The organism is Vibrio barjaei (assembly GCF_001639065.2).
GTDB classification, from domain to species: domain Bacteria; phylum Pseudomonadota; class Gammaproteobacteria; order Enterobacterales; family Vibrionaceae; genus Vibrio; species Vibrio barjaei.
In genome coordinates this window covers 326-19,970 of the sequence record NZ_LQXO02000014.1, presented here as the reverse complement: position 1 = coordinate 19,970, position 19,645 = coordinate 326, and the positions used below count along the sequence as shown (strand labels likewise).

At 44.9% G+C, this 19,645-nt stretch carries 19 protein-coding genes and 1 tRNA gene; 14 read left to right on the top strand and 6 right to left on the bottom strand.

What is annotated here, in order from left to right; genetic code table 11:
* The first annotated feature begins 4 nt into the window (after positions 1 to 4).
* The 5 genes from mlaC to AWH66_RS09690 all read left to right on the top strand — a co-directional run bounded on the left by mlaC (position 5) and on the right by AWH66_RS09690 (position 3,287).
* The gene (mlaC, locus tag AWH66_RS09710) at positions 5 to 646 is read left to right on the top strand and encodes a phospholipid-binding protein MlaC (protein ID WP_063604609.1); all 642 of its coding nucleotides are present in this window, start codon (positions 5 to 7) and stop codon (positions 644 to 646) included.
* On the top strand, positions 646 to 945 hold the full coding sequence (locus AWH66_RS09705; RefSeq protein WP_063604608.1) for an STAS domain-containing protein: 300 nt from the start codon (positions 646 to 648) through the stop codon (positions 943 to 945). Before mlaC ends, AWH66_RS09705 begins: the two co-directional genes overlap by 1 nt.
* 9 nt (positions 946 to 954) lie before the next feature.
* Positions 955 to 1,209: a BolA family iron metabolism protein IbaG gene (ibaG, locus tag AWH66_RS09700; protein WP_006073308.1), complete on the top strand. Its 255-nt coding sequence runs from the start codon at positions 955 to 957 to the stop codon at positions 1,207 to 1,209.
* Positions 1,210 to 1,218: 9 nt separating this feature from the next.
* A complete protein-coding gene (gene murA, locus AWH66_RS09695) occupies positions 1,219 to 2,487 on the top strand; it encodes a UDP-N-acetylglucosamine 1-carboxyvinyltransferase (protein ID WP_063604607.1) in 1,269 nt (422 codons plus the stop codon).
* 71 nt (positions 2,488 to 2,558) lie between these two features.
* On the top strand, positions 2,559 to 3,287 hold the full coding sequence (locus AWH66_RS09690; protein ID WP_063604606.1) for a 1-acylglycerol-3-phosphate O-acyltransferase: 729 nt from the start codon (positions 2,559 to 2,561) through the stop codon (positions 3,285 to 3,287).
* A 49-nt stretch (positions 3,288 to 3,336) separates the two neighbouring features.
* Here the strand turns inward: AWH66_RS09690 and AWH66_RS09685 are convergent, their stop codons facing one another.
* The 5 genes from AWH66_RS09685 to arcA all read right to left on the bottom strand — a co-directional run bounded on the left by AWH66_RS09685 (position 3,337) and on the right by arcA (position 7,884).
* The gene (locus AWH66_RS09685) at positions 3,337 to 3,726 is read right to left on the bottom strand and encodes a RidA family protein (protein WP_038228906.1); all 390 of its coding nucleotides are present in this window, start codon (positions 3,724 to 3,726) and stop codon (positions 3,337 to 3,339) included.
* A gap of 105 nt (positions 3,727 to 3,831) precedes the next feature.
* Entirely contained in the window at positions 3,832 to 4,293 is a 462-nt protein-coding gene (pyrI, locus tag AWH66_RS09680; protein ID WP_006073314.1) for an aspartate carbamoyltransferase regulatory subunit, read from the bottom strand.
* A 12-nt stretch (positions 4,294 to 4,305) separates the two neighbouring features.
* Entirely contained in the window at positions 4,306 to 5,235 is a 930-nt protein-coding gene (pyrB, locus tag AWH66_RS09675; RefSeq protein WP_063604605.1) for an aspartate carbamoyltransferase, read from the bottom strand.
* Positions 5,236 to 5,535: 300 nt separating this feature from the next.
* Entirely contained in the window at positions 5,536 to 6,540 is a 1,005-nt protein-coding gene (gene argF / locus AWH66_RS09670) for an ornithine carbamoyltransferase (protein ID WP_063604604.1), read from the bottom strand.
* Between the two features lie 123 nt (positions 6,541 to 6,663).
* Positions 6,664 to 7,884 (bottom strand): arginine deiminase, encoded by a 1,221-nt coding sequence (arcA, locus tag AWH66_RS09665; RefSeq protein WP_063604603.1) that lies wholly within the window; start codon positions 7,882 to 7,884, stop codon positions 6,664 to 6,666.
* A gap of 563 nt (positions 7,885 to 8,447) precedes the next feature.
* Here arcA and rraB point away from each other — a divergent pair.
* A complete protein-coding gene (rraB, locus tag AWH66_RS09660; RefSeq protein ID WP_063604602.1) occupies positions 8,448 to 8,864 on the top strand; it encodes a ribonuclease E inhibitor RraB in 417 nt (138 codons plus the stop codon).
* A 120-nt stretch (positions 8,865 to 8,984) separates the two neighbouring features.
* Positions 8,985 to 9,785: a glycosyl hydrolase 2 galactose-binding domain-containing protein gene (locus AWH66_RS09655; RefSeq protein WP_063604601.1), complete on the top strand. Its 801-nt coding sequence runs from the start codon at positions 8,985 to 8,987 to the stop codon at positions 9,783 to 9,785.
* A gap of 115 nt (positions 9,786 to 9,900) precedes the next feature.
* On the opposite strand, the gene mutS is transcribed toward AWH66_RS09655, so the two are convergent.
* Positions 9,901 to 12,462, bottom strand: coding sequence for a DNA mismatch repair protein MutS (mutS, locus tag AWH66_RS09650; protein WP_063604600.1), 2,562 nt, complete (start codon positions 12,460 to 12,462; stop codon positions 9,901 to 9,903).
* Positions 12,463 to 12,597: 135 nt separating this feature from the next.
* On the opposite strand from mutS, the gene pncC reads away from it, so the two are divergent.
* The 7 genes from pncC (at position 12,598) to AWH66_RS09615 (ending at position 19,604) form a co-directional block, all read left to right on the top strand.
* Positions 12,598 to 13,098 carry a nicotinamide-nucleotide amidase gene (pncC, locus tag AWH66_RS09645; protein ID WP_063604599.1) on the top strand — a complete coding sequence of 167 codons (501 nt, stop codon included), beginning with the start codon at positions 12,598 to 12,600 and terminating at the stop codon, positions 13,096 to 13,098.
* A 197-nt stretch (positions 13,099 to 13,295) separates the two neighbouring features.
* Entirely contained in the window at positions 13,296 to 14,333 is a 1,038-nt protein-coding gene (gene recA / locus AWH66_RS09640; RefSeq protein WP_063604598.1) for a recombinase RecA, read from the top strand.
* 75 nt (positions 14,334 to 14,408) lie between these two features.
* A complete protein-coding gene (gene recX / locus AWH66_RS09635; RefSeq protein ID WP_038228916.1) occupies positions 14,409 to 14,873 on the top strand; it encodes a recombination regulator RecX in 465 nt (154 codons plus the stop codon).
* A gap of 147 nt (positions 14,874 to 15,020) precedes the next feature.
* Positions 15,021 to 17,606 carry an alanine--tRNA ligase gene (gene alaS, locus AWH66_RS09630; protein ID WP_063604597.1) on the top strand — a complete coding sequence of 862 codons (2,586 nt, stop codon included), beginning with the start codon at positions 15,021 to 15,023 and terminating at the stop codon, positions 17,604 to 17,606.
* A 218-nt stretch (positions 17,607 to 17,824) separates the two neighbouring features.
* A complete protein-coding gene (locus AWH66_RS09625) occupies positions 17,825 to 19,012 on the top strand; it encodes an aspartate kinase (protein WP_063604596.1) in 1,188 nt (395 codons plus the stop codon).
* Positions 19,013 to 19,104: 92 nt separating this feature from the next.
* Positions 19,105 to 19,302 (top strand): carbon storage regulator CsrA, encoded by a 198-nt coding sequence (gene csrA, locus AWH66_RS09620; protein ID WP_004415691.1) that lies wholly within the window; start codon positions 19,105 to 19,107, stop codon positions 19,300 to 19,302.
* Positions 19,303 to 19,511: 209 nt separating this feature from the next.
* A tRNA-Ser gene (locus tag AWH66_RS09615) sits at positions 19,512 to 19,604 on the top strand.
* Positions 19,605 to 19,645 lie beyond the last annotated feature (41 nt).

Genomic DNA, 19,645 nt, shown 5'->3' with positions numbered 1-19,645 from the left:
AGTGATGTTCAACAAATGTTTACTGATATTTAGTGCCTTGATGCTCTCATTTGGTCTTCATGCTAATGAGATTGATGCTACAAAGCCCTATGACATGATGCAGAAAGTCGCCGATAAAACGTTTACCCGTTTAGCGAATGAGCAAGAGCAAATTCAGAAAGATCCTGATTATCTTAAGGTAGTAGTCGAAGAGGAGCTGATGCCTTACGTGAATGATCGTTACGCGGCATTGAAGCTATTGGGTCCTAATTTAAAAGGTGCTAAACGAGAGGATGTATTAGAGTTTGCCAGAGCATTTCGAGAGTACTTGATTACTTCTTATGCGCAAGTTCTAACTCAATACACCGGACAGGATATTCAATTTGGTCCGGAACCAAAAATTGATGATAAGACGACTATTATCGGTGTTCGTGTCACGATTATGGACTCACCTAGACCTAATATTAATCTCGAGTTTAAACTCAGAAAGGATAAGAAAACTGGCGAATGGAAAGCCTTTGATATGATTGCGGAAGGCATTAGCCTGCTCTCTAGTAAACAATCTGAATGGAACAGTAAAATTCGTCAAGATGGCATATTAGCGGTAGCAGAGGAACTTGAGCAGTTGGCACAGGCCCCGATTCGTTTTGAAGGCAGCAAAAAATAATGGACACTAATTTAGCGGTTCGTAACCCAGGTGTTTTTGAGCTAATTGGTAACGTTGATCGCGATACTGTACCTGAGCTTTGGAATACTATTCAAAGTGTTAATTTTGAGAAGCCTGAGATGGAATTGGCGTTAGATAAAGTAAAACGCTTCGATTCTGCGGGATTGGTGATGCTAATTCACTTATTAGAGCATGCAAAAAATCGAAAGTGTCATATAATGCTCAGCTTCGTGCCCGATGAGCTGAAAATACTGTTTCAGCTATATAACGTTGAATCAGTTATTGAGAAACACATTTAGGAGTATCTTGTGGATAGCACAAAAGTACAGGAACTATTACAAAACGCATTGAACCTAGAAGAGCTACACGTAAAAGGTGAAGGTAGCCACTACGAAGTGATTGCGGTAGATGCTCAATTTGAAGGCATGAGCCGAGTTAAAAAGCAGCAGATGATCTATGGTCCTCTGATGGATTACATTCAGCGTAATGACATCCACGCAGTTTCAATTAAAGCCTATACTCCAGAAGAGTGGGCTCGTGATAAAAAGCTGATGTCTTTGTAAGGTTTATTAATGGATAAGTTTCGAGTTATTGGATCGGATCAGCCGTTATCTGGCGAAGTGTCGATCTCTGGTGCTAAAAATGCAGCACTACCTATTTTATTCGCTTCTATTCTGGCTGAGGAGCCTGTAGAAGTGGCCAACGTACCACATCTTCGTGACATTGATACGACAATGAAACTACTTAGCCGTTTAGGTGCTAAAGTGCATCGCAACGGTTCTGTTCACGTTGATGGTAGCGAGATTAACGAGTTGTGCGCACCTTATGACTTGGTGAAAACCATGCGTGCATCGATTTGGGCATTAGGTCCACTGGTTGCTCGTTTTGGCAAAGGACAAGTTTCTCTTCCGGGTGGCTGTGCGATTGGCGCACGTCCGGTAGATTTACATATTCATGGTCTTGAGCAGCTTGGCGCCACCATCACATTAGAAGATGGTTATGTGAAAGCTGAAGTAGAAGGTCGATTGAAAGGTGCTCACATTGTGATGGACAAAGTGAGTGTTGGTGCGACCATCACGATAATGTGTGCTGCAACATTAGCTGAAGGTACTACTGTACTTGATAATGCGGCTCGCGAACCTGAAATCGTCGATACCGCCGATTTCTTGAACAAGCTAGGTGCAAAAATCACTGGAGCAGGTACTGATACGATTACAATCGAAGGTGTAGAACGCCTTGGTGGTGGCAAGCACTCTGTTGTTCCAGATCGCATTGAAACCGGCACTTTCCTGGTGGCAGCGGCGGTATCAGGTGGCAAGATTATTTGTCGCAATACCCATGCTCACCTGCTTGAAGCTGCGTTGGCTAAGCTGGAAGAAGCCGGAGCTAAAATCGAGACTGGCGATGACTGGATTTCATTGGATATGACCGATAGAGAGCTTAAAGCGGTTTCAATTCGCACAGCTCCACATCCAGGTTTCCCTACGGATATGCAAGCTCAGTTTACCTTGCTCAATATGATGGCAAAAGGTGGCGGCGTGATTACTGAAACAATCTTTGAAAATCGTTTCATGCACGTTCCTGAGCTAATGCGTATGGGCGCAAAAGCAGAAATTGAAGGCAACACCGTGATTTGTGGTGACGTAGAATCATTGAGTGGCGCACAAGTAATGGCTACTGACCTGCGAGCTTCGGCAAGTTTGGTTATTGCCGGTTGTATCGCTCATGGTGAGACAATTGTAGACCGTATCTATCATATCGATCGTGGTTATGAACGTATTGAAGATAAGCTGTCTGCATTGGGTGCTAACATCACTCGTATCGCGGGTTCTGCGGAATAATAACGATAGATTATAAATAGCCGAAATCTTAAGGTTTCGGCTTTTTTTTGAAGCCATTATCGGAGACCAAAATGGTTGCTTTCCTACGCTGCATTGCAGTGGCGATATTTGCGGTAATTATGTTCGTATTTGGATGTGGTTACTGTTTACTGAGTCCGAGAAACCCTAAACACGTGTTTACGTTTGGGCGTTATTTTGGCGCGATGTCGAAGATCTTTGGTATTAAACTCGATCTTCGTTTACCTGAAGATGCCTATAAACGTGGTCAACACATCTATATCGCCAATCACCAGAACAACTGGGATTTGTTTACGGTTTCTTCTGCCGTCACACCAAATGTGGTAACGGTTGGTAAAAAGAGCCTGCTCTGGATGCCATTCTTTGGTCAGCTTTATTATTTAACGGGTAACATTCTGATTGATCGTGCCAACCGCAGTAAAGCGAAAGGTACGATTGACCAAGTCGTTGATAGCATGAAGAAAAGTAACCTTTCAGTTTGGATGTTTCCTGAAGGTACACGCTCTCGCGGACGTGGCTTATTGCCGTTTAAAACGGGGGCTTTTCATGCAGCGATTGGAGCAAAAACACCAATCATTCCTATTGTGTGTAGCAGTACGAGCCATCTAAAGCTTAATAAGTGGGACAATGGTCATATCATTGTTGAGATGCTGCCACCTATCTCTATCGAAGGCTACGGCAAAGAAGATGTGAGAAAACTAGCGAATGTATGCCGAGAGCAGATGGTAGAGAAGCTAGAGCAGCTTGATGCCGAAGTCGCCGAGTTAAACAGTAAGAAGTGATACTAAAAAGGGTTGTCGATGACAACCCTTTTTTGATGCCTAGCAGAACTTATTTACGTACTGCGATAGCTTCAATTTCAATCTTCACATCTTTAGGAAGACGAGCAACTTCAACACAAGAACGCGCAGGGTAGTTAGCTACTTGGTGCTCGTCAAAGAACTTACCATATACTTCGTTTACTGTACCAAAGTCGTTGAGATCTTTAACGAAAACTGTCATTTTTACGATGTCTGAAACCGTTAGGCCAGATGCTTCAACAACCGCTTTTACGTTGTCTAGAGACTGACGTGCTTGCTCAGCGATGTCCTCTGACACTTCACCCGTTTGCGGGTTTACTGGGATCTGACCTGAAGTCAGTACCATGTTACCAAGGTCGACACCTTGTACGTAAGGACCGATTGCTGCTGGTGCAGATTCTGTATGAAGTACTTTTGTCATCGTTTTATCCATTGTTCTGTGAATTCAAAGAGAGTCTAGACTGCCTCTAGGCTCAATAAAAATCAAGCCTACAATGTGTAGGCTTGTTTAATATTCGTGTCATTCTTAGCTTTCAGTAACGATCTCACGCGAATAGACTTTTTCGCAGTATTTGCATTTGAGACGAATGTCTTGATGTTTCTCAAACACCTTGAAGCTACTGTCGACGGGTTCATTATGAGTAATGCAGTTGCTATTTGGGCACTCGAATACTCCTGTGATTGTTTCTGGTAGTTTTAGCGCCAGCTTTTTACACACTTCATAGTTTTCAATTTGGTTGACGGTAGCATGTGGTGCATAGAGTGCCAGCTTGTTCGCTTGTTCTTCAGTGATAAACACGTTCTCTATCTTCAGTAGATCCTTACAACCTAATGCTGAAGAAGGAAGGTTTAGACCAATAGTGACACGCTGCTTGGATTGATCCATAGCGAACAGTTTAAGAACTTTGATGCCAATGTTTGCTGGGATATGGTCGATAACCGTGCCGTTTTTAATTGCTTCTACTTGCAACTGGGTTTCTTTAGACATGATTTATCCTCCTTAAAGCGTTTCGTTTAGAACTAGAGCGAGTAGAGCTTCACGGGCGTACACACCGTTTTCAGCTTGCTGGAAATAATACGCATAAGGCGTTTTATCTACGTCGACAGTAATCTCGTCAACTCGTGGCAACGGATGAAGTACTTTTAAGTTTTCGCGCGCGTCTTTCAACGTATCAGCAGAAAGAATATAAGCCGATTTAATGTGTGCGTACTCAGACTCATCAAAACGCTCTTTTTGTACTCGCGTCATGTATAGGATATCCAGTTCAGATACTACACTTTCCATGTCGGTATGAAGGCTAAACTGGATGCCAGCTTCTTCAAGCTCTTCACAGATATAGTCAGGCATCGCAAGTGCATCGGGAGCGATAAAGAAGAAGCGTACGTTATTGAATTTCGCTAAGGCTTGCGTTAACGAGTGTACCGTACGGCCGTATTTCAAATCACCAACAAAGGCAACGTTAATGTCATCTAGACGACCTTGAGTTTCGTAGATGCTGTATAGGTCTAGCAGCGTTTGTGTTGGATGTTGGTTGGCACCATCACCCGCGTTGATAACTGGTACACCGTTTGAGAATTCAGAAGCTAGACGTGCTGCACCTTCTTGCGGGTGACGCATGACAAACGCATCAACATAAGACGAAATAACCTGAACTGAATCTGCCAGTGTTTCACCTTTCTTAGCAAGCGAGGTATTACCACCGCTATCGAAACCAATCACGTCTCCGCCGATACGTTGAATGGCGGTTTCAAATGACAGACGTGTGCGCGTTGAAGGTTCAAAGAAACAGCTAGCAACAACCTTGTTTTTAATGAGTTCAGGTTGAGGGTTTGATTTTAGTTGACCGGCTGTCTGTACAATGAGTTCTAGCTCATCGCGTGACAACTCTGGAATTGAGATAATGTGCTTTTGAAAGAGCGTATTCGCCATGTTTATCTTCCCTATAGTTAAAACCAGACCAGATGGATATTCCAAGTGCGAAAGGCGTGTGCTCAATCACAACTAGGAATGCAGGCATAAAAAAACCCCCCATAATGGGAGGTTTAGTAATCAACAGGAAATAATAACGGTGCGTGATAAGCAAAAAGCTTATCGAGAGCGTGATGTGTTGTAAAACTCGCTTGCGCCATTGATTGTTCCCCAGACAAATTGCGGAGAATTATACGCCTAAAAATCGTGAGCGCAAGCGATTACATCAAAGGTTTATCGTTAAACTGCCAGTGAACTTAACTAGCTGCCTAATGTGGCGACCATGACTGCTTTGATGGTGTGCATTCGGTTTTCGGCTTCATCGAACACGATGGAGTAATCCGACTCGAATACATCATTTGTGACTTCGAGACCATTCAAGCCATATTTTTCGGCGATTTCTTTTCCGATAGTGGTTTGGTCATCATGAAAGGCTGGTAAGCAGTGCATAAACTTAACATCTTTGTTACCTGTTGCTTTAATTGTATCCATGTTTACCTGATACGGTTTCATCAAGGCAATACGCTCTTCCCACGCCGATGCTGACTCGCCCATAGAGACCCAAACGTCCGTATACAAGAAGTCACAATCGGCTACGCCTTGCTGTACGTCCTCAGTGAGAGTGATCGAAGCACCTGTTGATAATGCGATGGTCTGACATTCATCAATAAGGCTTTGTTCGGGCCAAAAAGCTTTTGGCGCAACCAAACGAATATCCATTCCCATTTTTGCAGCACCCACCATTAGAGAGTTCCCCATGTTGTTGCGAGCATCCCCTAAGTAGGCGAACTTAATTTGGTGTAACAGCTTGCCTCTGCCGTGCTCTAGCATGGTTAAAAAGTCAGCAAGGATTTGCGTTGGGTGGAACTCATTGGTTAAACCGTTCCAAACAGGTACGCCAGCGTGAGCGCCAAGCTCTTCAACGATATCTTGTCCAAAACCACGATACTCAATGCCATCGTACATACGACCTAGTACGCGGGCCGTGTCTTTCATGGATTCCTTATGGCCAATTTGGGAGCCAGAGGGGCCGATATAAGAGACTTGAGCACCTTGATCAAAAGCGGCAACTTCAAAAGCACATCGGGTACGAGTCGAGGCTTTTTCGAAGATCAGTGCAATGTTTTTCCCTACCAGTTTTTTTTGCTCAGTGCCGGCATATTTAGCGGCTTTAAGATCTTTAGACAGGTCGAGAAGAAACTGAATCTCTTTTGGTGAATAGTCGAGAAGCTTGAGAAAATTCCTATTTCGTAAGTTGTAAGCCATGATTCGTACCCTTATATTTAGTTTCTTGGTTTATTTATACATAAAAATTCTTTTATTGTGAATAAGTATTTTAATTTAATGCAAAAAAAGCCCCTTTAAGGGGCTTTTGATAAATAATTATGTCTATATGCCATCTCGCTCGATTGGACAGCTCATGCAACGGGCTCCGCCCCGACCACGTCCTAGCTCATTACCTGGGATAGTTAGGACCTGAATGCCCGCTTTGTCATACTTTTCATTAGTATACACATTTCTCTCGTAGCCGATAACGACACCAGGTTTGACGGTGAGCACATTATTGGCATCATTCCATTGCTCACGCTCTGCTTCATAGTTGTCACCACCCGTTGTGATGATCTTTAATTGATCAACGTTAAGCGCACTTTCTAGGGCTTTAAGATAGTTCGGTAGTTTTTCAACTTGCATTTGGCCTTTACTGTCGGCGGTTAGACGCCAAGTATCCAGTTTGTCATTGATGATCTCTGGGTATACTGAGAAGGTATCCACGTCCATATGAGTCATAACGGTATCAAGATGCATGCAAGAGCGATGTTTCGGAAGGTCAATGGCAATGACCTGAGACGCTTGTCCAGATTTAAATAGATTCGCCGCTAAGTTTTCCACGCCTTGTGGAGTGGTGCGCTCAGAGATACCAATTAATACTGCACCTTTACCGATAACAAGAACGTCACCGCCCTCGATGTTGGCGTTATCATAATGAAGATCTTCATCGCCGAAATATTTAATGAAATCTTGACCAGCGAAGATTGGATGCCAGCGATAAATAGCTCTTAGATGATTTGTCTCGCGTTGACGAGCTGCTTTCATCATCGGGTTCAGCGATACACCACCATACACCCAGCAAGAGGTATCACGAGTGAAAAGGTGGTTTGGCAGTGGCTCAATGACAAAATCAAGCGGCTTACTCATCTTCTGCAATATAGAAGGGGTTTTAATTGGCAGCTCAGAGTATGCAAGGCCACCGAGCAAAATAGTCGCTAAGTGTTCGTCGTCCATTTCTGTAAGATAGTTACGAAGTTCGTTAGCGAAGATAGGACCATAACGGAAATCAGAAATTTGCGTTTCAAGAAGCCATCCCTTCGCTTCAGGGACGGCAAGAGTTTCAACCAATAGATCGTGAAGCAGCAGTACTTCCACATCTTGGCTGCGTAATGTATTGGCAAAAGCGTCATGCTCTTCACCAGCGGCTTCCACAGCCAGTACATCATCAAATAGCAGTTCATGGCAGTTCGATGGCGTGAGGTGGGTTAGGGCGCGTTCTGGACGGTTTAACAATACACGGCGTAATTGGCCTACTTCCGACCCAACGTACAACTTACTCATTGTGATTCCTTTCAGTTTTGACTGCGCTATTTATGACAAGCTTGTTATCAAGATGCAAGTCAAAAAGTCAGTGTTTGTTACTGCAAAAGTTTGCAATTGCAGTGATATTGTGGATTTAATTAGATAAACGCAGATAAAATTTTCATAAGAGAGTCGTGCTAATTTCCATGAATTCTTGCTTGAGTATGCAGGGATCTTGAGTAGTTTTAACACAATATTCATGAGTGATATGTGCATAAAAAAACACAAATATGCAGAAAATACTAAGTATTGTGACTAAAGCAAAACCAGGCCAGACTTAAGAATAGAGTGTTTGATATGCAAAATTGCCTCATAACCTTTCTGCGTGATAGCTACTGATTAGCTATGGCTCTTGTCTCAGTTTATGCTGAAATCAGAGGTGAGCTATGAAATGTTAAAATTATGTTTCTGTGATCTCGATCTTGCTCGATTTGAGTTCGATAACTGAAAAATAGTCAGGAAAGATCTCGGTTTGATCTTTCGATTTTAGCTGACTTCTCGTATCATTCATGCCGATAACCTATTTATAGCTGGAGCACTTTATGTCTCAACAAGATGAGTATATGTCCGTTGAAGATTTGATCGAGATTCAAAAGGAAGAAACTCGCGATATCATTCAGGCCTTAATTGAAGATGGAAGTGATCCAGAGGCATTGTATGAGATCGAACACCACCTATTTGCTGAAGATTTCGATCGTTTAGAGAAGGCGGTTGTTGAAGCGTTCAAAATGGGCTTTGAAGTGCTAGAAGCGGAAGAGACCGAAGACGAAGACGGTAACAAACTGTTGTGCTGTGATGCAACAATGGAATCGACTCTGAATGCAGAGCAGATTGACGCACAAGTTGAAAAGCTAGTGAACCTAGCTGAGAAGTACGACATCATCTATGACGGTTGGGGTACATACTACGAAGGCGAAGATGCTCTTTATACCGATGAAGATGAAGACGGCGAAGAGTAAGCCTTAATTGTTGTTGAAAGGCCAGCTTAGCTGGCCTTTTTGCTATCTGGCGGGTTCAACTATCTTTCGATAACGGATTTGATTATACTGCGCTAAATATGATCTAGGTCAATTCACCCCATGAAAAAGATTTTGGCAGGCCTATGGCAACTGTCTCCCCTTACTGATCTCTCTATACCTCAAGATGATCTCTCTTTCCCAGGCGCTTTAAGTCAGGTCTTGCCTTCAGAGCTTACCGAAGAAATGATTGCCAACCAAGAATGGCACCTCATGCATGACTTTGAGTTAACTGAAGAAGAGTTGCAGAATCCGGCTGTCGACTTGGTGATCGGTGGTGTTGAACATTATGCAGAAGTTCGTATCAATGGTCGTGCGGTGGTGGATTGCGATGGCAGTGAAGCGATATATCGTCGTGAAGTAAGAGCCCATTTGCAGCAAGGACCCAATCGCATTGAAATCTTGTTCTTAGAGTATGATGAACAAGACTTGTTGATTGATCTTGATGAAGCGCCGCAGTGTTCTTTATCTGTTACCAAACCAGCTACCGAGACGCGTATCGGTGTGTGGAAAATGCCTTATTTGCAGTTTATTCCTCATGTTAGATTAGAGCATGTAGCAATGGAGCAAATCTGGCACCACGGTGGTGGCTGTGAGTTTAAAGTCGACCTTCACTATCGCACCTACCGTGCTGGTTTGGTGTCGGCGTCAGTCAGATTTAATGGTATGACATTACATCTACCCATTGATGTTCGAGCACATCAAGCATCGGCTCTGTTTCAGGTTGAAGCCCCTAAATATGCTGATCCGGCTCAGCCTAGTCTAGATGATTTGTACAGTCTGATTGTGAACTTAGATGGGCAAGTGCAGGAATTTGATGTGGCGTTAAGCCAGTCACTTTGTGTTACTCATGTAGCTATGTAGCGATATAGTTCTACTTGTTATCTGGCATACGATATTGCTAGTTATGACAATTATGAGTGCACAATCGAGTTTGCTCTCTTGCTAAAAACATCAGCAAGAGAGCAAGTCGTTACTACTATAACAAACGTTTCAGGCGGTATAACTCTTCCAATGCTTGTCTCGGTGTTAGATCGTCTGGGTCGATTTGTGCCAGTGCTTCTTCCACTTCGCTTGGCTCTGGAATCAAACTCAACTGATTGGCAATGTCGACTTGTGGAGAATCGTTGGCCGTTGGCTTTTGACCTAATTGTTCCAACTGGGTTAGTTTTTGTCTCGCATTCTTTATGACCGCTTTTGGGACACCGGCCAATCCGGCGACGGCCAGGCCGTAGGATTTACTCGCCGCGCCTTCTTGAACCGCGTGCATAAAGGCGATGGAGTCACCGTGCTCTACCGCGTCAAGGTGAACGTTAGCGAGATGCGGTAGCTGGTTAGGCATTTCTGTCAGTTCAAAATAGTGGGTCGCAAACAAGGTCATAGCACCGACCTTGGTCGCTAGCCACTCAGCACTTGCCCACGCCAGCGATAGACCATCATAGGTGCTGGTACCACGGCCGATTTCATCCATTAACACCAAGCTGTTTTCTGTCGCATTGTGCAAGATGTTTGCCGTCTCGGTCATCTCGACCATAAACGTAGAGCGACCAGAAGCAAGATCATCGGACGCGCCAATACGCGTAAAGATGCGATCCAGTGAACCGATTTCAGCAGATTCCGCAGGGACATAAGAGCCAATATGAGCCATCAGCGCAATCAGGGCTGTTTGACGCATATAGGTCGACTTACCACCCATATTCGGGCCGGTAATGATTAACATTTTTCGCTCAGGGTTGAGCGAGATTGGGTTGGCAATGAATGGTTCATCCATCACCTGTTCAACGACAGGGTGGCGACCACCTTGAATCAGAATACCCGCATTGTCGCTGAGGACTGGGCGACAATAATCGAGACTTTCAGCTCGCTCGGCGAGGTTTTGCAAAACGTCTAATTGCGATAGCGCTGAAGCTAGATTTTGCAGTTGCTCTAACTGAGGAAGTAACAAATCAAACAGCCCTTCCCATAACTTCTTCTCAATTGCCAACGCTTTAGACTTAGAGTTAAGCACTTTATCTTCATGCTCTTTTAACTCAGGAATAATGTAGCGTTCAGCATTCTTCAAGGTTTGGCGGCGCACATAGTGCGGTGGTACTAGGTGACTTTGACCACGACTGACTTGAATGTAGAAGCCGTGCACATTGTTGTAACCAACTTTCAGTGTGTCGATACCGTGACGATCTCGCTCATCAAGTTCCAGTTTCTCAAGGTAAGCTGTCGCACCGTTGGCCAAATCACGCCACTCATCCAATTCGGCATTATAGCCATCAGCAATGACGCCACCATCACGAATTACTACGGGTGGGTTTTCTTTGATAGCGCGCTCAAGCAGTTCTGCCATGCTGTCCATGGGTGCGGAGTATTGAGCTAGTTGCTGCAAATAAGGGTGAGCAACGGTTTCAAGACTTAGTGCTAGCTCGGGCAGAAGGTTCAGAGCACTGCGTAATCGAGCCATATCTCGTGGCCTTGCAGAGCGAAGTGCCAAACGTGCCAAGATACGCTCAATATCACCAATTTGCTTCAAGGTAGGCGAGATCTCGGTATACAACGCATCTTGTTTGAGTTCCGAGATAGCATCAAGGCGATAGTTCAGGGTCTTAACACAGCGCATCGGTTGATGGATCCAGCGCTTCAGCATTCGGCTACCCATTGCTGTTGCGGTGTGATCCAAGACTTCGGCCAGCGTATTGTCGTGCCCAGCCGACAAATTCTGAGTTAACTCAAGGTTGCGACGCGTGGCTGCATCAAGCACCACAGATTGGTCTTGGCTAACTAGAGTCAATGAACGTATGTGTGGTAAAGCCGTGCGCTGAGTATCTTTAACGTACTGAATCAAGCAACCTGCAGCGCAGAGTCCGAGTTCGCATTTCTCGACCCCAAACCCAATAAGATCTTTGGTACCAAACTGCTGATTCAGTTGCTGCCTTGCCGTATCAATCTCAAACTCCCAGATTGGACGACGGCGATTACCATTGCGGTTAGCCATCAGTTCAACGGGTTCAAAATCCTCTGGGAATAACAACTCTTTAGGTGCCGTGCGTTGTAGCTCTGCCAACATTGCTTCTTCGGTACTAGGTTCACAAAGTTGAAAGCGACCTGAGGTAATATCTAGCGTGGCATAGCCAAATTTACCGTTTTGGTGGTAGATTGCGGCAATTAGGTTATCCAATCGTTCCGATAGTAAGGCTTCATCTGAAACGGTTCCTGGCGTGACAATTCGAACCACGCGACGCTCTACTGGACCTTTACTGGTAGCTGGGTCGCCAACTTGCTCGCAAATAGCGACAGATTCGCCCAGTTGAACCAGTTTTGCTAAGTAGCCTTCCACGGCATGGAAAGGGACACCAGCCATTGGAATCGGCTCGCCCGCGGATGCGCCCCGTTTGGTTAGAGAAATATCGAGCAGTTGAGACGCGCGTTTCGCGTCGTCATAAAAGAGCTCGTAAAAATCACCCATTCGGTAGAAAAGCAGGATATCTGGATTCTCGGCTTTGAGTTTCAGATATTGCTGCATCATTGGCGTATGTTTTTGTTCCGCTTTCACTGTCACATCTTTAGCTGCTTGTTTCAATTGCTGCTTAGGATACGTGAAACCGACGTGAGCGAAAAGGGAATATAAAAAAGTGGCTCTATGGCTTGGGGTCGTTGTCAAACATTGAGTTGTTTAGGAGTTTGCTAGATGAACACTATTGAAGAGTTAAGTTTTAACCTAGGCGCGTTACTCGAACAGAAAGATCATATTCTTGTGACCGCGGAGTCTTGTACTGGCGGCGGTGTGGCGACGGCAATTACTGATATTGCGGGCAGTTCTGCGTGGTTTGATCGAGCATTTGTTACGTACAGCAACGACGCAAAAATCGATATGCTTGGCGTCGCAACTGAAACCCTTGGACAGAATGGAGCGGTGAGTGAAGCCGTTGTTGTCGAAATGGCACAAGGGGCGCTGCAGCACTCTAAAGGGACGCTTAGCCTTGCCATCAGTGGTATTGCTGGTCCAGGAGGGGGAAGTGAAGACAAGCCAGTAGGAACCGTTTGTTTTGCTTGGGCTTCGCAACAAGGCTGGCTCAAAGTCGAAACCTGTTTGTTTGAAGGTGACCGAGTCGCAGTGCGTCAGCAAGCTGTAATGCATGCACTATTGATATTGTATCGTCACGTATTGGAAGACGAACCTTATTGTTAACAAAATAACACTCGCGGCATCAACGATTTGCTGTTTGTGTCGGAAAAATTTTCATACAGGTATAGACACTGTATGAATCAACAGTATAATAAAACCATATCGCGATGCTTTTATGCATCGCTCACTAATTAGAAAACTGCCAAAGCAAGTAACTTGCGTAGAGCCTATATCCGTAAAGGATAGTTGTGGAGAAAGTAATGGACGAGAATAAACAAAAGGCGTTAGCCGCTGCATTAGGTCAGATTGAAAAGCAATTTGGTAAAGGCTCGATTATGCGCCTTGGTGATAACCGTACCATGGACGTTGAAACCATTTCAACCGGCTCACTTTCTCTTGATATCGCGCTGGGCGCTGGTGGCCTGCCAATGGGTCGTATCGTTGAGATCTACGGTCCAGAGTCATCTGGTAAGACAACGCTTACTCTTGAGTGTATTGCCGCTGCTCAAAAAGCAGGTAAAACCTGTGCGTTTATTGATGCTGAGCACGCGCTAGACCCTGTTTACGCGAAGAAGTTAGGTGTTGATATCGATGCGCTATTGGTGTCTCAGCCAGATACCGGTGAACAAGCACTTGAAATCTGTGACGCACTAGCACGCTCTGGTGCTATTGACGTGATGGTGGTCGACTCTGTTGCGGCTCTAACGCCAAAAGCAGAGATTGAAGGTGAAATGGGCGATAGCCACATGGGTCTTCAAGCGCGTATGCTTTCTCAAGCGATGCGTAAGCTAACTGGTAACCTTAAGCAGTCTAACTGTATGTGTATCTTCATCAACCAAATCCGTATGAAGATTGGTGTGATGTTTGGTAACCCAGAAACGACAACAGGTGGTAACGCACTTAAGTTCTACGCGTCTGTTCGTCTTGATATTCGTCGTACTGGCTCTATCAAAGAAGGTGACGAGGTTGTTGGTAACGAAACTCGCATCAAAGTTGTTAAGAACAAGATTGCAGCACCATTTAAACAAGCTGAGACTCAAATTCTATACGGCCAAGGCTTCAACCGTTATGGCGAGCTTATTGACCTAGGCGTTAAGCACAAGCTTGTTGAAAAAGCGGGTGCATGGTACAGCTACAACGGCGATAAGATCGGTCAAGGTAAAGCGAACGCATGTAAATTCCTTCGCGAAAACCCAGAAGCAGCACAAACGATTGATGCGAAGCTTCGTGAAATGTTACTAACACCGGCACTGGAAGAAGCTCCAGAGCAAGGTGAAGCGCCAGCTGAAGAGTTGTAAGCGTTAACAACCTCCTTGAGATAAGCCCTGCAGAGCAGGGCTTTGTTGTATCTGTACTTTGTTCGTCGAGTGACTATGTTTCAACGAAAACCGCCATCATTGTCAGCGAAAGAAGCTGCGATTCAATTGTTGAGTCGTCGCGACCATGGTGAGTATGAGCTTTATCAAAAACTTGCTTTTAAAGGTTACGAGGAATCTGAAGTAGAAGCGGCGTTAGATTTTTGTCGTGATTGTCGCTATTTGGACGACTTGCGTTTTGCTAAGAGCCAAATTCGTCAGCATGTATACAAGGGCCATGGTGAGCGTAGAATTCGCCAAGAACTAAACCAAAAGCGTGTCTCAGATTCTGTCGTTGATGAAGCGATGTTAGAGGAGCAAGTGGACTGGTTCGAGTTGGCTAAAACAACAGCGGAGAAAAAGTTTCGCCTCGGAAAATCAAAAGATCCAAAAGAATACGCTAAACAAGTGCGTTTTTTGCAGTATCGAGGTTACACATTTGAACAGATTAACTATGCATTAAATGCACTTGAGAATCCTTAGTTCACCTGCAACCACTTGTCCTAACGCGATTAATCTCTAATTTCTTCCAGTTTCCTGCCTTTTTTACCAGAATACTAGGCGAATCCTTACTCATGGGGTTACAATACGTCCCCAAAATCTAACTCGAATTATTTCAGGAAGAGCTGCATGTACATGAGCACAGACGAGGTTCGCAACGCGTTCCTTAAGTTCTTTGAGAGCAAAGGGCACCAAATCGTAGACAGTTCATCGTTGGTTCCACACGATGACCCAACTCTGCTTTTCACCAACGCCGGTATGAACCAGTTTAAAGACTGTTTCCTTGGTTTAGAAAAGCGTAACTACACTCGTGCCACTACGGCCCAGCGTTGTGTTCGCGCTGGTGGTAAGCACAACGACCTTGAGAACGTTGGCTTCACTGCTCGTCACCATACTTTCTTTGAGATGCTGGGTAACTTCAGCTTTGGTGACTACTTCAAAGAAGATGCTATCAGCTTTGCTTGGGAGTTCTTAACAGAAACGTTGAAACTGCCAAAAGATCGCCTACTTGTCACGGTTTATGAAACCGACGATGAAGCGTTTGAAATCTGGAACAAGCAAATTGGCGTGCCAGCGGATCGCATTGTTCGCATTGGCGACAAGAAAGGTGGCAAGCCATACGAGTCAGACAACTTCTGGCAAATGGGTGATACTGGTCCTTGTGGTCCATGTACAGAAATTTTCTATGATCACGGTGAGCACATCTGGGGTGGTCGTCCTGGTACTCCTGAAGAAGATGGTGACCGCTTCATCGAGATCTGGAATAACGTATTTATGCAGTTCAACCGTCATGCAGACGGTACTATGGAACCGCTACCTAAACCATCGGTTGATACTGGTATGGGTATTGAGCGTATTTCTGCCATCATGCAAGGCGTTCACTCAAACTACGAAATCGATGTGTTCCAAACATTGATCAAAGCTGCTGCTGAAGTCATTGGTTACCAAGATTTATCAAACCAATCTCTACGCGTAATTGCAGATCATATCCGTTCATGTTCATTCCTAATCGTTGACGGTGTGATGCCATCTAACGAAGGTCGTGGTTACGTATTACGTCGTATCATTCGTCGTGCAGTTCGTCACGGTAACAAGCTCGGTGCGCAAGGTGCATTCTTCCACAAACTTGTTGGTACTCTTGCCTCTGTTATGGGGAGTGCGGGCGAAGAACTTAAGAAGCAACAAGCAGTTGTCGAAAAAGTACTTCGCATCGAGGAAGAGAACTTCGGGCGTACTCTTGAACGTGGTATGACAATCCTGACAGAAGCTCTTGATAACCTTGGTGATGAAAAGGTTCTTGATGGCGAGACAGTATTCAAGCTCTATGACACTTACGGCTTCCCAGCAGATCTAACTAACGATGTAGCTCGTGAACGTGAGTTTACTATCGATGAAGAAGGCTTTGAGAAAGCGATGGAAGCACAGCGTCAGCGTGCTCGTGAAGCCGGTCAGTTTGGCACGGACTACAATGCTGCGATTAAAGTCGATACCGACACTGAATTTTGCGGTTACACAGGCACAGAAGGTTCAAGTTCTGTTGCTGCTATGTTTGTTGAAGGCGCAGAAGTTGATGCGCTATCAGCGGGTGACAAAGCAATTGTGGTGCTAGAACAAACGCCGTTCTATGCAGAGTCAGGTGGTCAGTGTGGTGACGCAGGTGTACTGAAAACAGCGGCTGGTCTATTCAAAGTAGAAGATACCCAAAAACTGGGCAACGCGATTGCACACCACGGTGAGCTTGTCGAAGGTGTTCTAGCAAAAGGTGATGAAGTCGATGCGATCGTTGATGCACAGCGTCGTGCTGCTATCTCATTGAACCACTCTGCAACTCACTTGTTGCACGCTGCACTGCGCCAAGTACTTGGTGAGCACGTTACACAGAAAGGTTCTTTGGTGAAGCCTGATAACTTACGTTTCGACTTCTCTCACTTAGAAGCGATGACGAAAGCAGAGATCAAAGAAGTTGAACGTCTAGTTAACGCGCAGATTCGCACTAACCACGTTATTGAAACTAACGTGATGGATATCGAGTCAGCGAAAGCCAAAGGAGCGATGGCTCTGTTTGGTGAGAAGTACGATGATGAAGTTCGTGTTCTATCTATGGGCGACTTCTCAACTGAGCTTTGTGGTGGTATTCACGCAAGCAATACGGGTGATATTGGTCTATTCAAGATTACATCGGAAGGTGGTATTGCAGCTGGTATTCGTCGTATCGAAGCCGTGACTGGTGAAGCCGCACTAGATGCTATCGAAGCTCAAGCTTCTCAATATGAAGAGAAACTAACTGATGCGGCAAGTAAAGCTAAGTCATTAGAAAAAGAGATTCAGCAACTGAAAGATAAACTTGCAGCGGTTGAAAGTGCCAACATTATGGGCAAAGTAGAAGAGATTGCGGGTACGCAAGTTCTTGTTGCTGCTCTAGAAGGGGCAGATAGCAAGAACCTTCGTACTATGATGGACAATGCGAAAAACCAAATGGGCAGCGGTATTGCGTTTATTGCGAACGTAGCAGATGGCAAAATTGGTTTGATTGCGGGTGTGACGAAAGACCTTACAGGCAAAGTAAAAGCAGGCGACCTTGTTAAGATGGTTGCTGAGCAAGTTGGCGGTAAGGGCGGTGGTCGTCCTGACATGGCACAAGCAGGGGGCTCTGATGTTGAAGCGCTTCCTGAAGCGTTAAAATCGATTCGTACCTGGTTAGAAGAGCGTCTATAACGCGCTAATCGACATCATAAAATGCCCAATCAATGTACGTTGATTGGGCATTGTTGCTTTTGGTCTCGATGTATTTAAAAAATCAATTGCATAATGCTCTACTGTAAAGATGATTTAATAAGTGTGCGTGCGGACGTCGCTTACTATAAGGGAGCGGCCAATTTGGCCGTAATTTCAAAAATCGACAATGTAAAGTTGTCTTGGGAAGGTGAAGACTGGTGAAAAGACCACTAATCGTGCAAAAGTTCGGTGGAACTTCTGTTGGCTCTGTAGAACGCATTCATAATGTTGCAGAGCACGTAATTCGAGCTAAAGCGTCGGGCAAACAAGTTGTTGTCGTCGTATCTGCGATGTCAGGAGAAACCAATCGATTGGTTGAACTGGCTAAACAGATCGACAAAGTACCCAATGTTCGTGAACTGGATGTCTTGTTATCTGCCGGTGAGCAAATTTCTATGGCATTGCTATCCATGACGTTAAGTAAACTTGGACACGCTGCGGTTTCTCTTACTGGCGGGCAGGCGAGAATTACCACCAACAACCACCACAACAACGCAACGATTAGTAGTATCGATACCAGTGTGATTGATGACTATTTGGCTCAGGACAAAATTGTCATTGTGGCGGGCTTTCAAGGCGTGAACGAAATTGGTGACATTACGACTTTAGGTCGGGGTGGCTCTGATACGACGGCGGTCGCGTTAGCCGGAGCGCTTGAAGCTCAAGAGTGTCAGATATTCACAGACGTTGATGGCGTTTATAGTTGCGACCCAAGAATTGTCAGTAAAGCAGAAAAGCTTCATACCATTGATTTTCCTACCATGCATGAAATGGCACATAAGGGGGCGAAAGTCTTACATTTACCTTGTGTTGCTTATGCATGGAAACATCAAGTGCCGCTTCGTGTGTTGTCAAGTTTCGAACTGGGCGAAGGGACCTTAGTCGCTGGCATGGAGTCGAGGCCTGGGATTAGTGGTTTAGCAGTCCGAAAACAAATGATGGCGCTAAGCGTGATGGCAGAGCACGCTGATATCGTTGACAAACAGCGTCAAATGCTAGGGGTTGATGATTGCCATTGGGTGACAGATTCCACCTACAAGCAGTTGTTAGTGGGCCCAGAGTGTTGCGATAAGCTTCGACTGGTTATCGATGATAAAGTGGTAGCGACTCAAGAGGTCGCGTTATTGACACTTGTGGGCGCCGATGCAAAGGCGCAAGCATCACAATATCAACAACTTCTCAACTTATCAGACATATCTGTTCTACACTTTTGTGAGGATAAGCACTCAATTACGTTAGTAATGGAACCGGGGGCTATCGACAAAGCGGCTAACGTACTGCATGATAACTACATTATCACCAGTGAATCCGTTATGAGAGAAGAAAAACAGGTACATTTGGGGTAAATACTTTTCATAAGATAGTTTACGAAAATATAACTTTTGTTGGATAATAAGTTTCGTAGCAAGATAATTAGAGAATACTCAAGGAGCAAAGAATGCTGATTTTGACTCGCCGTGTTGGCGAAACGTTGATGATTGGTGATGAAGTCACTGTTACTGTACTAGGTGTTAAAGGTAACCAAGTTCGCATTGGTGTTAACGCTCCCAAAGAAGTTTCAGTGCATCGTGAAGAAATTTACATGCGCATTCAGGCGGAAAAAGGAAATGGTAACGTTGCTTCAGGCAACTACTAATCCAAACTGAGAGGGCTGGCGTTATGCCGGCCTTTTTGTTGCGCAAAATTCGTCGCTTAACTGGGGCACTAGGTCGGATTTTGTGTAGGAAAGCTACGATTAAATGGTGGTTTGGTTAAATTGCCAACGCTTAGTCTGTTTTTTCCTAATTTTGCCAAGAAAATGTTTGACTTATTTTTGGTAAATCGTAATATGTGCCTCCGCAAGACGGTGAGGTGGCCGAGAGGCTGAAGGCGCTCCCCTGCTAAGGGAGTATACGGTTTGTAGCCGTATCGAGGGTTCGAATCCCTCCCTCACCGCCATTCTTGCGAAGTGTTGTATAACACTGTTCTTATTGAACATA